At 43.4% G+C, this 14,358-nt stretch carries 12 protein-coding genes and 1 pseudogene; 7 read left to right on the top strand and 6 right to left on the bottom strand.

What is annotated here, in order from left to right:
* The first annotated feature begins 240 nt into the window (after window positions 1-240).
* Window positions 241-2,064 carry an acyl-CoA dehydrogenase C-terminal domain-containing protein gene (locus tag BLQ60_RS05560; protein ID WP_092617150.1) on the top strand — a complete coding sequence of 608 codons (1,824 nt, stop codon included), beginning with the start codon at window positions 241-243 and terminating at the stop codon, window positions 2,062-2,064.
* A 70-nt stretch (window positions 2,065-2,134) separates the two neighbouring features.
* Here the strand turns inward: BLQ60_RS05560 and BLQ60_RS05555 are convergent.
* Window positions 2,135-3,280, bottom strand: a pseudogene (locus BLQ60_RS05555) (acetyltransferase domain-containing protein).
* A 125-nt stretch (window positions 3,281-3,405) separates the two neighbouring features.
* A complete protein-coding gene (locus tag BLQ60_RS05550) occupies window positions 3,406-4,803 on the bottom strand; it encodes an aminotransferase-like domain-containing protein (protein WP_092617146.1) in 1,398 nt (465 codons plus the stop codon).
* Between the two features lie 140 nt (window positions 4,804-4,943).
* Between BLQ60_RS05550 and BLQ60_RS05545 the strand changes: the two genes are divergently transcribed.
* On the top strand, window positions 4,944-5,837 hold the full coding sequence (locus BLQ60_RS05545) for a DMT family transporter (protein ID WP_092617143.1): 894 nt from the start codon (window positions 4,944-4,946) through the stop codon (window positions 5,835-5,837).
* A gap of 153 nt (window positions 5,838-5,990) precedes the next feature.
* On the top strand, window positions 5,991-7,550 hold the full coding sequence (locus BLQ60_RS05540; protein ID WP_143005188.1) for a DKNYY domain-containing protein: 1,560 nt from the start codon (window positions 5,991-5,993) through the stop codon (window positions 7,548-7,550).
* Here BLQ60_RS05540 and BLQ60_RS05535 read toward each other — a convergent pair.
* Window positions 7,547-8,467 carry a PHP domain-containing protein gene (locus BLQ60_RS05535; protein WP_092617137.1) on the bottom strand — a complete coding sequence of 307 codons (921 nt, stop codon included), beginning with the start codon at window positions 8,465-8,467 and terminating at the stop codon, window positions 7,547-7,549. The genes BLQ60_RS05540 and BLQ60_RS05535 overlap by 4 nt on opposite strands.
* Window positions 8,468-8,512: 45 nt before the next feature.
* Between BLQ60_RS05535 and BLQ60_RS05530 the strand changes: the two genes are divergently transcribed.
* Genes BLQ60_RS05530 through mnmC form a run of 4 tightly spaced genes read left to right on the top strand, consistent with a single transcriptional unit; the run spans window position 8,513 to window position 11,904 of the window.
* Window positions 8,513-9,127 carry an inner membrane-spanning protein YciB gene (locus BLQ60_RS05530; protein ID WP_092617134.1) on the top strand — a complete coding sequence of 205 codons (615 nt, stop codon included), beginning with the start codon at window positions 8,513-8,515 and terminating at the stop codon, window positions 9,125-9,127.
* Between the two features lie 10 nt (window positions 9,128-9,137).
* Window positions 9,138-9,449 carry a YciI family protein gene (locus BLQ60_RS05525; RefSeq protein WP_092617131.1) on the top strand — a complete coding sequence of 104 codons (312 nt, stop codon included), beginning with the start codon at window positions 9,138-9,140 and terminating at the stop codon, window positions 9,447-9,449.
* A 1-nt stretch (window position 9,450) separates the two neighbouring features.
* On the top strand, window positions 9,451-9,945 hold the full coding sequence (locus tag BLQ60_RS14235; protein ID WP_342028140.1) for an SH3 domain-containing protein: 495 nt from the start codon (window positions 9,451-9,453) through the stop codon (window positions 9,943-9,945).
* A gap of 24 nt (window positions 9,946-9,969) precedes the next feature.
* Entirely contained in the window at window positions 9,970-11,904 is a 1,935-nt protein-coding gene (gene mnmC, locus BLQ60_RS05515; RefSeq protein WP_092617128.1) for a bifunctional tRNA (5-methylaminomethyl-2-thiouridine)(34)-methyltransferase MnmC2/FAD-dependent 5-carboxymethylaminomethyl-2-thiouridine(34) oxidoreductase MnmC1, read from the top strand.
* A gap of 99 nt (window positions 11,905-12,003) precedes the next feature.
* Here mnmC and lpxA read toward each other — a convergent pair whose 3' ends face one another.
* The 3 genes from lpxA to lpxD are packed head-to-tail and all read right to left on the bottom strand — an operon-like array spanning window position 12,004 to window position 14,352.
* Window positions 12,004-12,792 carry an acyl-ACP--UDP-N-acetylglucosamine O-acyltransferase gene (gene lpxA / locus BLQ60_RS05510; RefSeq protein WP_092617125.1) on the bottom strand — a complete coding sequence of 263 codons (789 nt, stop codon included), beginning with the start codon at window positions 12,790-12,792 and terminating at the stop codon, window positions 12,004-12,006.
* On the bottom strand, window positions 12,792-13,286 hold the full coding sequence (gene fabZ / locus BLQ60_RS05505) for a 3-hydroxyacyl-ACP dehydratase FabZ (RefSeq protein ID WP_092617122.1): 495 nt from the start codon (window positions 13,284-13,286) through the stop codon (window positions 12,792-12,794). Before fabZ ends, lpxA begins: the two co-directional genes overlap by 1 nt.
* Window positions 13,258-14,352 carry a UDP-3-O-(3-hydroxymyristoyl)glucosamine N-acyltransferase gene (gene lpxD, locus BLQ60_RS05500; protein WP_092617119.1) on the bottom strand — a complete coding sequence of 365 codons (1,095 nt, stop codon included), beginning with the start codon at window positions 14,350-14,352 and terminating at the stop codon, window positions 13,258-13,260. Before lpxD ends, fabZ begins: the two co-directional genes overlap by 29 nt.
* Between the last annotated feature and the right edge of the window lie 6 nt (window positions 14,353-14,358).

Raw genomic sequence — 14,358 nt, 5'->3', positions numbered from 1 at the left:
TTCGTTGATCTGTCCTTCAAATCAGCATTATCTTTTTTGCACTTTCAGAAATCCTGATAAATATAGGCAAAATATAGCACTGTAAGATTTTAGTTTAGCCTTGATTCGCATTTCTGACAATTTTTACTTACAGTTTAATCAATGCCATTTATTACTAAATATGAATAATAAATCGATAAATCTTTTTTGATGACCTTTTGATGATCAGGGCACTTTTCGCCCCAAACTCAGGAACAGCCCATGCCAATATATAAAGCCCCTTTACGTGACGTCCGTTTCTTGATGAATGAAGTTTTTGACTTCTCCTCCCACTACAAAACGCTCTCTAATGGCGAGCTTGCCGATCCAGATACCGTCGACATGATCCTCGAAGGTGCCGCTGACTTTTGTGAAAATGTACTTGCACCGCTCAACCAATCTGGTGATGACGAAGGCTGTACCTTTGACAATGGCGAAGTCAAAACCCCGAAAGGCTTTAAAGCAGCTTATGATCAGTTCATCCAAGGTGGCTGGCAAGGTTTGTCTTACCCAGAAGAATTCGGCGGTCAAAATTTGCCACAATCACTAAACTTGATCAAAGCTGAAATGATGGGCACTGCCAACTGGTCATTCCAGATGTATCCAGGTTTGAGCATCGGCTGTATGAATACCATTTTGCAGTTTGGTACAGAAGAACAAAAACAAACCTATATGCCTCACCTCGTTGCAGGTACTTGGTCTGGCACCATGTGTTTGACTGAGCCACAATGTGGTACGGACTTGGGTCAAGTGAAAACCAAAGCAGAGCCTCAAGCAGACGGTACTTATGCAATCTCAGGTACAAAAATTTTCATCTCTGCGGGTGAGCATGACTTAACTGAAAACATTATTCACATTGTCCTCGCTCGTCTACCCGATGCGCCTGAAGGCACACGTGGTATTTCGCTATTTATCGTACCGAAATTCATGCCGACTGCGGACGGTGGTGTCGGCGAACGCAATCCTGTGACCTGCGGTTCGATCGAACACAAAATGGGCATCAAAGCCTCTGCAACAGCAGTGCTCAACTTTGACAATGCGGTCGGTTACTTGATCGGCGAGCCAAACAAAGGCTTGCACGCCATGTTTACCTTTATGAACACAGCACGTATCGGTACGGCGATTCAGGGCATTTGCCACGCAGAGCTAGCATTCCAAGGTGCATTGCCGTATGCCAAAGATCGTATGTCAATGCGTGCCCTGTCTGGTAAAAAAGATCCTGATCGTGTTGCAGATGCCATCATTCACCATGCCGATGTGCGTCGTATGCTACTTACGCAAAAAGCCATCGCTGAAGGTGGTCGCTCGATGATCTATTATGCGTCACAACTTGCCGATCAAATGGCGGATGCATTGACCACAGGTGACAATCAAAAATTTGAAGAATATGACGATCGTTTAGGATTCTACACGCCGATTCTCAAAGGTTTCTTGACTGAGCTTGGTATGGAAGCAGCCAACCACGGTATGCAAGTGTTCGGTGGACACGGCTACATTAAAGAATGGGGCATGGAGCAAATCGCACGTGATGCACGTATCTCTACCTTGTACGAAGGCACCACGGGCGTTCAGGCATTGGATTTGTTGGGTCGTAAAGTCTTGCTGTCATCTAAAGGTAAAGTGGTCCGTGACTACACTGCGGAAATCATGAAATTCTGTGGTCGTCATGCCCGCAATAAATATCTCCGCCGTTTCATCTGGGATCTGACCAAAATCTGCGCACAATGGAACACATTAACCCTGCGTATCATGTTAGCTGCACGTAAAGACCGTGACATCGTCTCAAGCGCATCGGTCGACTATTTGATGTTCTCTGGCTATGCGATGATGGCGTACTTCTGGGCACAACAAGCGGCTGTTGCTTCAGAGAAAATCGAAAAAGGTGATGGTAAAGAAGAAATCGATTTCTACAAAGCCAAAATCAAAGTCGCTGATTTCTATTTTGATCGTTTATTACCACGTTCTGAAGGTCATGCAGAAGCCATGGTCAAACCTTCTCGCGGCATGACTGGTCTCGCTGCTGAACACTTTAGTTTTGATTATTAATCAACAACTTAAATATCGAAAAAACACAAAAAGAACGCCTCGGCGTTCTTTTTTGCATCCAAGCACAATACTAAAAATACTTCAGTAAGGTGATTTGTGGATTTTGATGTTTAAATCGAGAAAATACTTTGACGATTGGATATAACGCTAAGATCAATATCAAGGAAATACCCCACAGCATCGCCACATTGCTTACCCCAAAATAAGCGCCATAATTTCATCCCCAAAATGCCACAGCAATCAGATAAAGTAGTTTCAATACATAGAGATGCAACACATAAAAGAACATCGGCACAGAACCAATAATCGTCAATGGTTGCATCACTTTCGCTGTCGAATAGCGATCAAACAACACCATGATCAACACACCCATACCGATATTCCATAAGCAAAATAGCAATGACGGCGGGTATTTGGTCAAATTAAAAAAGCTCATCAACGTCATCTGCCAATCGCTATAGATTAACCACGGTTGATCTCCGTAGACATTCACTAGGCGCAGCAGTATAAATGTCGTGATACAAGCACAGCCAATCATCAGCAAATAGCGATTGCGCTGTATTCGGTCAAATCGTGGCTGAAACAATTGTCCAAGCACATAGCCAAGCAAAATAATGCCAATCCACGGCAATACAGGATAAGACGTGCGCAGTTTAAAGTGCTCAGAAATCTCAATCCAACCTCGCTGATGCAGGACTGCCCAGATATTTTGCAACCACGGCTGGCTAAAACTGACCTGATCAAATAAGTTATGCAAGGCAATGATCGCCACAGCCAGCAACAACTGCTTTTGCCAAGACCAACCGACCATCAGCGCCAGTGCAATCATACTGACTCCAATCGCCCAGATGACTTGTAAATAGACGATTTCAGGTGGAAATTGTGCTGTCCACGCAAAACCCACCAAAGTCAATTCCAAGAAAATCAGAAACGCACCCCGTTTCAATAAAAATGCACGGGTTTGCTGTAGATCCTGCTTCTTCTGCTGGAATAAATAAGCGGATAAACCAGTGAGCAATACAAAAATCGGCGCACATAAATGTGCTAAAGTCCGGCTCCAAAACAGACTTGGCTCAGTGGTTGCTACATCCATCGGATCAGGCACTTGATGGTGCAAATAAAAAGTTTCACGCACATGATCGAGTAACATAAATAAAATGACCAAGCCCCGAAGTGCATCGATCATCACCAAACGGCTAGAGAGATGATTTGACATAAGAAATATTTAATAGATGTTATAACATAACACTATATTTTAAACTTATCTCGATGTAAATCTGCACAGCACTGTGACTGATTAAAGTTTCGGCAAAAGATAAAATATCTTTTTAAATCGTGGTGTTATCCGTTCAGATTTTGCAATGCCAACGCCTCAGCCAATATCTGAAAAACTTTCGGGTTTTGGCATTGCGCAACATTGAATCGTAGATAATTTTTAAACTGCTGACTTTGGCTAAAGCTATTGCCTGGAGCAAGTACCATATCTTGTGCAAGACAATCTTTACTCAGTTGATTGACATCGTAGCGCTCATCGAGCTGACACCATAGAAACATCCCTGCTTTTGGCACCATCCACGGCGTAATGCCCAGCGTGGCAAGCTGTGCAATGCTACTTTTCATATGCCGTTTCAAGCGTAATTTCATGCTATCAATGTGCTTGCGATAGCTACCATCGGTGAGAATGGCATAAATAATTTCTGCGGATAAATAATGATGGCTAAACTGTGTGGCAATTTTTAAATCCACCAAATCATCTATCCACTCCATGCTCGACGCAATAAAACCACAGCGTAATGATGCGGATAAGGTTTTGGAAAAACTGCCAATGTAGATCACATTTTTTAGTCCATCCAATGCTGCTAAACGTGGTGCAGGCTCATCCTCAAAGTCCGCATAGATATCATCTTCGATCACCAACATATTCGCCTGCTGAATCAGCTTTACCACTTGATAAGCATTCGATAAGGTTTGCACCGCACCTGTCGGATTGTGCAGACCTGCGTTAGTAATATAGAGCCGTGGCTGATGCGTGTGAATCGCTTGCTCAAATGCCTGTATATCAACGCCTTGCGCTGTATATGGCACGCCCACCACATTGACCTGATGGACTTTGAGTAATGCTTGAAAATTGAAATAGCACGGATCATCGACCAGTACGGTATCATTCGGCTTGAGTAAAAAACGACACAATAAATCAATGGCTTGGGTGGCACTGTCCATCAACATGATTTGCTCAGGAATAGCATCAATCTGCTTACTCTGCATCCGCATGGCAAGCAACTGCCGAAATGCATACGCACCTTGCGGTGTGGCATAATCACTCAGCACTTTGGACGGCAAACTCAGGCTACTGCGAATCGCTTTACGCATACTTTGCTGTGGCAACCAATCCTCAGGCAACCAACCACAACCGGGTTTTAAAAAAGCCTCTCCTGCCTCCAAGGTCTGCCGAGAAATCCATAAAGGATCAACCGCACGCTCCCGCTTGGGTGCAAGACTGGTCATAGAAAGCAGTGCATTCGGTGCGGTGACAAAAAAACCTGAACCCGCTTTCGCCTGAATCACGCCCTGCGCCACCAAACGCTCGTAGGCTTCTACCACGGTTGATACCGAATATCCTAGCTGTTTGGCAAGCTGACGTACCGATGGCAGTCGAGTTTGCGCTGTCCAGATACGACTGTCGATCTGAGTTTGCACATAGTCCATGACCTGTTCGATTTTATTTTTTGCTACCGCCATGCCGACCTCACCTCAAATATCCACTCAACCGTACTGCCAATTAAAGCATAACAGTTGCTTGGAATTGTACTGTATTGTCGCTTTTTTTCAGGACGGATCAGCGCTGTAATAGCTGTATTCCCTTTGTACAGAGTCTGCTCATGAAAGCTATTCCTTTAAAATCACACACCTTCAATGAAAAAACCATTGGCTGGATTCATGGTTTTATCGGCGTGGTGATCTTTGCAGGCTCACTACCTGCAACCAAAGTCGCGCTAACAGGATTTTCAGCGGAATTTATTACGGTGGCACGTGCCAGTATTGCGGGGTTGATTGCGCTTTGCTTACTGCTCATCACCCGACAAAAATTGCCCACAAAATCGCAGTGGCTCTCCATCGCCTTTGTCAGTCTTGGTGTGGTGATTGGTTTTCCATTATTTACCGCACTTGCCTTGCAATATATGAGCTCTGCGGCGTCGATCGTCTATATCGGTATTTTGCCATTGATGACGGCGCTGTTTGCTGTGGCATATGTGCAAGAACGTCCAAAGCCTTTGTTTTGGTTATTTGCCTGCTGTGGTAGTGGCTTGATTTTGTTGTATATGTATCAGAATAATCCTGCAAGCATGCTGAATTTCGGCAGTATTTATATGCTAATTGCGATTTTGCTCTGTGGTTTGGGCTATGCAGGTGGCGCAAAAGTCGCACCGCAAGTCGGTGGTTGGCAAGTGACCTGTTGGGCATTGATGCTAACCTTGCCTGTGATGCTCTGCCTGAGCGTGTATTACTGGGATGCGTCCTATCTGTCTAATCCTGTGGCGAGTTATTTCGGACTCGGTTATGTGGCGTTGTTTAGCATGCTTATTGGTTGTTTCTTTTGGTACAAAGGCTTGGCAATGGGTGGCGTGGCAGCAGTTGGACAGTTGCAACTGTTTCAGCCCTTGATCGGCTTGGTATTGGCAGCGATGCTACTACATGAATCAGTGAGTCCAAGCATGTTGCTGACTTCGGTCTTGTTACTGGTGACGGTGGCATGTGCGAAAAAATATGCCTAGACTTGCTACTCTAGCTTGCTTCTTTGACTTGCCTCTCTAGTTTACTTCGCTCTATACATGCGAAAGGTAAAATACTTTTCGCATGAAACTGCGACTGCACAGGTTTTCTAAAGATCTCTAAAAATACAATATTTCTATAAATAGTGTTAGGCTGTGGCTTGGTATCCACAATCAATGCATAAAATCGATATCAATATGAAAAATAACCGCTCTTTCCTAAATCGAGCTGCACCTTATCTTTGGCTCATTGCGCTCTGTCTCGCCTATTACTTTTTACATTTAGCGATCAAAGATAAGCATCAGCAGCAACGATTAGAACAAGAAAAAATTAAACTTAAAGCACAACAATATAAAACATTGTCTCAAGCGAATGAATTTTGCATGCACTTTATACAACACCGTAAAAATATCGATCCCGATCAAAGAATTAATAACCCCTCTCCTTACTTTCAAGGGGCAGGATATTATATCTATCAAAACGCAGTCTATTTCCAAGGCGACCGAGCGAATCATTGCAAAATTCAAAAAATAGTTGGTGCAGATCTATCAAGCATGCGTACTTTCGACAATAAAAAAACGCTACAACTTGCTCGTGATAAGAATCATGTCTATTGCTTGACCCACCCATTACCTGATCTGAATCCAAAACTGGCGTATTTAATCGGGGATGGTTATGTGAGTGATGGGACGCATAGCTATTTCTGTAGCAAACTACCAATTGATATGACGGCAGAAAGGTTAGCTACCTTGGATAACTTCAAACCCTTTGTCAAATTAAAAAATTCAAATCAAGTGTATCAATTGCTAGATAGCGGTTTGATCAGCAATGGAACTCATGTCTATCAGAATGGTAAATATCTAGCAAAACTGAATGCGCACAAAGCGCACTATCTGAATTTTACAGGTTATTACAACGAGATCTATCCAACACTTTATATTACAGATGGGCAGACCATGTATTTAGATGGTACTTGGCTAGACATTCAATACGACCCCACATTTAAGATATTGAACTTTCAGTATTATACTTTTTTAATCAACAGAAATAATCAATTACTTTACTCACATAAATATCCGATTCAGACTGATGCAAAACCATTACCTCATCTCATCAGTGAATCTGATCATCATGCTATTTCCCCATTACTGATGAATCATCACAGCATTTATGTTTATAAAGGTCATAACAATCAATTAGAGCGTATCGCTCCACATCCCTTTCAAGGCAAGTTAAATTACCTACAATCTGATATTCTGATGGATGATCAACATATTTACTTTTTGGCAAGAAACCATGAAAAAGTACCATTTCTTTTTCGAAATAAACACGTAAAAAAATATCTCGAACAGTACGCCCCATCCCTCGCATCCAAACTCTGTTCTTCCTCGATTACACTACTTTATCAAGTGCGGAATAAGTCCAATACCAAGTGGCATAAGATCAAATCCATCTATTTCAAAGATAGAAAACAAAGCTATGACACGATTGAGGGGAGCTTGTGGGAGAATGATGGTGACTATTATTTCTTCGATGAAGAGCGATATAACCATGGTAAAAGTGCAATGTATATAGCGATGAATCCACAAAATTTCAGCCTATTAACCAACACCTACCTCAGCCATGATCAGGCTGTGGATATTATGGAAAGCCTAGACCTTAAAATCCCTTGGTCAAAGGAAGTCGTTCGAGCAAAAGTCTGTTCGAAAAATTAAAAAAACTGCCACACCCCAACTTGCCCATCTTTGAGCTGTGGCACATTACCCAAATGTAGCCACGGCATATGCGAGCCATGAAAGTCACTGCCCACAGAGATGTTGAGTTCATATTGCGCAATTAAGCGATCAATCATCTGCCGAGTCGCAGGGCTTTCATTGCTTGGCGGTAGCTCGATCGCATCGCCACCTGCTTCGCTAAAGCGCTCAATCATATAACGCATATTGGTCGCAGACAGATCGTACTTGGTGGGATGCGCAAGCACCGCAACGCCTTGACTGTCATGGATAATCTGTATCGCATCTGCCATTTCCACACCAATAAATGGCACATAAGCCCGTTTACCTTCTTTGAGAAAGCGATCAAAGGCTTGCTGCAATCGAGTCACGACATTTCGTTTTACCAATATTTTAGCAATGTGCGCACGGGTAATTCGATCGTCATGACCGTCAACCAATGCTCGTACTTCAGGTAAAAAGTCAGTTTTTAATACCTGTTGTAATTTTTCACAAATTAACAGCGCACGCTCGGCACGTTGTTGTTTTTGTTTCTCTAATAAAGCCTGCATCGGCGCAAGGTTTTGCATATTTAGTGCAACGATATGCACTGCATAACTTTTTTTTGTGCTTGTTCGTTGCCAATAACTCGATATTTCCACACCACGGATTAAGTTTATTCCAATTTCTTTGGCATAATCCTCAATCAGCAGGCTACCTTCCATCGTGTCGTGATCGGTCAATGCAAAGGTATCGATCTGTTTTGTTTTGGCAAGATCAAGCAAGTCTTGAGGTGATAGCTCACCATCGGAATATAGACTATGGCTATGTAAATCGACTTTTTGCGAATTTTGCGCTGAATCTGTGCTGCTCACGTCATCGCCGAGTAAAACATCACGATCTAAATCGACACTATTCATACTTTGTATTATGCTATCGCCTAATTTGAATCACCGTACTGTACCATGAAAGCGTTGCTCGACTACCTCCCGCTGATTATCTTCTTTTATTTTTATAAAACCACCGACCCGAAAGATAATCATCATCCGATGCTGGAGTTTATTGGCAGTCCTGGCAATGCGGATCAAAACCACATTTTGGTGGCAACGTTTGCGCTGCTGCTCGCCACGTTGATCGTATACGGCTGTTTATTCTTTTTTCAAAAATTCCGTCTGGAAAAACAGCAATGGTTTATCGTGGCAATGACCATCTTTTTTGGCGGTTTGACCCTTGCCTTTAGCGATGCCAATTTTATTAAAATCAAAGCGATATTAATCAATGCTGTGTTTTCTATCGTGTTCTTACTCAGCCCATTTTTTGGTAAAGAGAAGAAACCACTGATTCAACGCATGTTTTCACAATTTATGAAGCTGACCGCTTCAGGTTGGAAAAAACTGAATTGGGCATGGGCTGGACTATTTGCTTTAATGGCGGGATTGCATACCTTTTTCGCATTTTTATTTATGGGCGGAAAATATTGGGGTGAATTTACCGCATTTGGCGACATGATCGTGATGTTTTCCTTTATCATTATTCAGTTCATCGTGCTACGCAAACATTTTAAAAATCCAGAAGCCTAGGGAGCTCGCCATGCCATTATATGTGATTCAAAGCCTTGACCATGACAATGTATTGGACAAGCGCATGTCTGCTCGCCCTGAGCATTTGGCACGATTAAAAGCACTCGATGCAGCTGGACGATTGATCGTTGCTGGACCAATGCCAATTGACCCAAATGATATCAGTAAAGGCTTTCTGGGCAGTACCATTATTGTCGATTTTGACAGTCGTGAAGCGCTGGATGCATGGCTTGCTGATGAGCCTTATACCAAAGCGGGTGTTTACAAAAGTGTCGATGTCAAACCATTTATCAAAGCACTGCCGCAAGATCAGGATGCGTAACATGATGCACCCATCACGTGCTTTGGCGTTGAACGGTTTGGCAATATTATGCTTGTTTTTGAGCACACCCGTTTTTGCGACAAATCAGGCGACGAATCAGCCAACAAGCCAGGCGACAAACCCTGCAACCGCTCAAAATGCGCCTGCGCCACTGCGCCAAGCCAATACGCAAACTACAACGACCAATAGCAGTCGCACTCCACCCTCTGAAGCAACGATTCGTGCCAACATGAACAAGGCCATTGAGCAAGCGGTGGTCAAGCGTAGTGCAGATATGCAAAAACGTCTGACTCAACTCGAAGCAGCCAATCAAAGCGCTTTGGCAGAAAATCAAGAACTGCAACTGAAAAATGACAACCTCACTGTACAAGTGCAAGTGCTACAAAGTGAACGTAGTGCCCAGATGTTTCTGTACGGTGCAGTGACTTTGGGGATTGGGGTGATCATTGGGGTGGTTTTATACAACCTAATGAGCAACCGTCGTCGTCGTTTTTAAGCAAGATTTCATCTAATTCTTAAAATGAATCATTCACCAAATATTTCACCGATCAGCTGTGCTGAACTTGACTGGCAACAAGTTGACGGCGTAGATATTCCTGTTTCCAAACAGTTTGGCGATGTGTATTTTTCCAAAGCCAATGGTTTGCTTGAAACACGTCATGTGTTTTTAAATGGCAACGATCTCAGCGAACGCCTCGCCCAGCTTGCTGATGGCGAACAATTCGTCGTCGGAGAAACTGGCTTGGGGACTGGACTCAATTTCCTTGCACTTTGGCAACTTTGGCAAAATGTCCGACCGAATAATAACAGCCGACTACACTTTATTTCTGTAGAAAAATATCCCTTATCGCAAGCCGACTTGGCACGTGCTTTGTCGACTTGGGATGAACTTGCACCACTTTCAAAACGGCTGATCGAGTCCTATCCTTTTGCGCTTGCAGGCTGTCATCGTATACGATTCGATGATGAGCGGATTTCGCTAGATGTGTGGTTTGGCGATGCCAGTGAATGTTTTCCGCTGATGCAAAGTCACCGTCCCGTCAATGCATGGTTTTTAGATGGTTTTGCACCCTCCTGCAATCCTGAGCTATGGCAAGAGCAGATTTTTCAGCACATCATGCGACTCTCTGCGCAAGGGACGACATTTGCCTCATTTAGTGTCGCAGGTGTGCTCAAACGTGCCTTGCAATCCTATGGTGTCGAGATTACTCGTCCAAAAGGTTTTGGACACAAACGGGAAATGCTCAAAGCGGTTTGGAAGAAGACAGACGATCAAATTCAAAATGATTCACAATATAATAATCATAGTACTCAAAGAAAAGTTGCAATAATTGGTGCGGGGATTGCTGGACTCACTACAGCGTGGACATTGGCACAGCGTGATATTGCCGTCACGCTATTTGAGCAAGATCAGCCCTTAGCAGGCGGCTCAGGCAATCCTTTGGCAATGCTCAATCCTAAACTCTGCTCGATGGACAAAGTTGCCACACATCTAATGACCACTTCATGGCAATATGCGTTGCGCTTTTATCCGCAGTTTGATGCCTTCCAAGCCATGCAGATTGAGCAGATTCATGACACCAAAAATCATGAGAAAAAAATCAATGAAGTGCTTTCACTGCAAGATTATCCAAAAGATATATTAGCGTTAACACAGCATGACGCTGAACAAAGTACGATTTTACTCAAGCAAGCAGGGGTACTTTCACCACATCAATTTGCTAAACAGGTTTTAGTGCATCCTCTAATTTCGTTAATTCAGAAAAAAATCACGCAACTTGAAGTTTGTGATGATCAACAAATTCGCTTGTATAATCAAGATGATAATAAAGCAGAAGAATTTAGCGATGTGATTGTCTGTAATGCGATGGATTTAAATCGACTCTTTCCGAATACGCCAAAACTTAAGCCGATTCGTGGGCAAGTGACCTGGACGAATTTTGATGAGACAGATTTTAACGCGACAGATATAAATAGGGCAGATTTAAAAACACCTTTGGAAAATTCTAAAAAAAATACCGCCTATAGCTTTGGTGGCTATGCCAGTCCAATGCAAGACAATCAAACACCGCAACTTATTTTTGGCGCATCCTTTTTACCGACTGACGATCAAACTAATTTACGCATCGAAGATCATCAGCATAATTTCCAGCTTTTACAACAATATCAGCCTGAACTTGCCGAGCGCATCAGTGATAATCCAAAAGATTGGCAAGGTCGTGCGGCTTTAAGAGCTCAGACAGCAGATTATTTACCGTTAATTGGACGGTCTGAACGCATTTCTCCGAACATTTATTTATTCGCAGGACTCGGTTCAAAAGGATTTTTATTTGCACCACTTTGTGCGGAATTGATTGTCAGTCAAATGCTCAATGACACTTTACCTGTGCCAAGCAATTTGGCGTATTTACTAAGACCAGATCGCTTTAAAATAAAACCGAAAAACCAAAGCTAAAACGGAATCTAAACATCCTTACTGAGCGATGAAAAATCCAAACAAAAAAGCAGTCGATAAAACGACTGCTTTTTAAATAAATAACAATGATTTCAGCATTTAACGCACAATACCACGCTTCGATGCCTGCAATGAATCTACCAACAATTGTGCTTCAGGGACTGTTGGCAGAATCTCACTTTCAATGCTTGCGATCGCTTCTTTCACGGTGAGATTCGACTTATACAACAGCTTAAAACAATGCTTTAAACCATTAATCGTCTCTTTGCTCCAGCCTTTACGACGCATGCCTTCATAGTTCATGCCGTGTGCGCTGGCAGGATTGCCCGACACCATCACATAAGCAGGCACATCCTTGAGAATCAATGATGCACCACCAACCAAACTATAAGAATCAATACGGCAGAATTGGTGTACACCAGAGTTACCGCCAAGCACCACATAATCGCCAACATGCACATGCCCAGCGATACCGACATTATTGGCGATGACGTTGTGGTTACCGATGACACAATCATGCGCAACATGGGTATTGACCATCATCAAGTTGTGACTACCGACTCGGGTAATCGATTCATCCTGTGCCGTGCCACGATGCAAGGTGCAATGCTCACGAATCACATTGTGATCACCAATTTCCAGCCACGTTTCTTCGCCATTATATTTCAAATCTTGGCAACGCTCGCCGACACTGGCGAACTGGAAAATCTGGTTATGTTTCCCGATACGGGTATTTTCAGCGATCACCACATGCGAAAAAATTTCGGTACCTTGATCAATGCTGACGTTTGGTCCAATAATGGAATAAGCCCCAACCTTCACATCATCCGCCAATTGTGCTTTTTCATGAATAATTGCTGTCGGGTGGATCAACTCAGCGTTTGCCATCATATATCAATTTTTTGTTGAGATAATAAAATTTCTGCCTGTGCTGCGACCTTGTCATCAACACGAGCCGTGACCTTGAATTTAAAGACACCACGTCTTTGAAATACAAACTCTGATTGTAACACTAATTGGTCGCCAGGTACGACTGGTCTTTTAAATCGGACGTTTTCCATTCCCGCAAAAAGGAAGTTTTCACCATCTTTTGGACGCTTTTGAATCAGGATCATACCCAAAATGCCAGAAATCTGCGCCAAGGCTTCCATCATCATCACGCCAGGCATGATCGGATAGTTGGGAAAATGTCCTTGGAAAAATTCTTCATTCATGGTCAGGTTTTTAAACCCTTGAATAAAGCTGGCATCTGCTGCGATTTCTGTGACACGATCTACCAGCAAAAATGGATATTCGTGTGGCAAAAATTCTTGAATCGACTGCGAATGCATCGGTACAGTCGGCAGTTGTAAATTATTCTGGTTTGGTGTTTGCTCGTTCATGGGTGGTATCAACATTATTTGGATGAGATTCAAGCTGATCAACACGGGCTGTTAACAGTTTGATCTGTTTTAACAGCGCATTGATTGGCGTCGCTGATAGCTGCCGAAACCCAACAACCGCTTTTTTCCATGCAGTATTATCAAGCGAACCCGTGCCCGAAGAATAGACACCCGCTTGAAGAATGGATTTGGTCACCATCGACATCCCTGTCAGTTGCACACCATCAACGATGGTTAAATGTCCTGCAATCGCACTCGCACCACCAATGATGCAGTTCGCGCCAATCTCGGTGCTCCCTGCAATCGCTGTCTTGGCAGCCACAGCGCTATGCTTTCCAATCTGGACGTTATGCGCAACTTGTACTAGGTTATCAAGGATTACACCATCGTCAATGACCGTATCATCCAAAGCACCACGATCAATACTACAGTTGGAACCCACCCGCACTTGGTTGCCGATCCGCACACTGCCAAGCTGTGCAATGCGGTGCCATTGCCCTTGATAGGGTGCAAAACCAAAGCCTTCCGAGCCAATCACGGTATTGGCATGGATACGCACATGATCGCCAATGGTCGCTTTGGCAAAAATACTGACATGTGACTCAATCCATGCAGAATGACCAATTGTGACATTTTCAGCGATATGTACCTGTGGAAAAATCTGACTGTTATCCCCAATGCGCACATTGGCACCAATCACCGCAAAATCACCAATGCGCACATTAGCACCAATAATCGCACTTGGATGAATCTTTGCAGTGGATGCAACTCCCTCAAACTCCGCCTGATCCGCAAAAAGATGGGTCATTTGCGCAAATGCCAAATACGGCGAATCCACCACGATCAATTGAAACTGATCAGCTAAAGTGGTGACCAAATCCGCAGAGACGATCAATGCGCCTGCTTGAGATTGACGGGCTTGTGTCAGATATTTCTCACCATTGACAAAGGCAATATCATCACTACTGGCTTGTGTCAGGCTTTTTAACTGCTGAATCTGAAATTGAGAATCGCCATGCACAGTTCCCTGCACATGACGACTAAGTTGTTCAAGACTGTAGCTCACTTCGCA

Source organism: Acinetobacter marinus (genome assembly GCF_900096915.1).
Classification (GTDB): Bacteria; Pseudomonadota; Gammaproteobacteria; order Pseudomonadales; family Moraxellaceae; genus Acinetobacter; species Acinetobacter marinus.
This window is presented reverse-complemented; position numbering and strand designations above follow the sequence as displayed.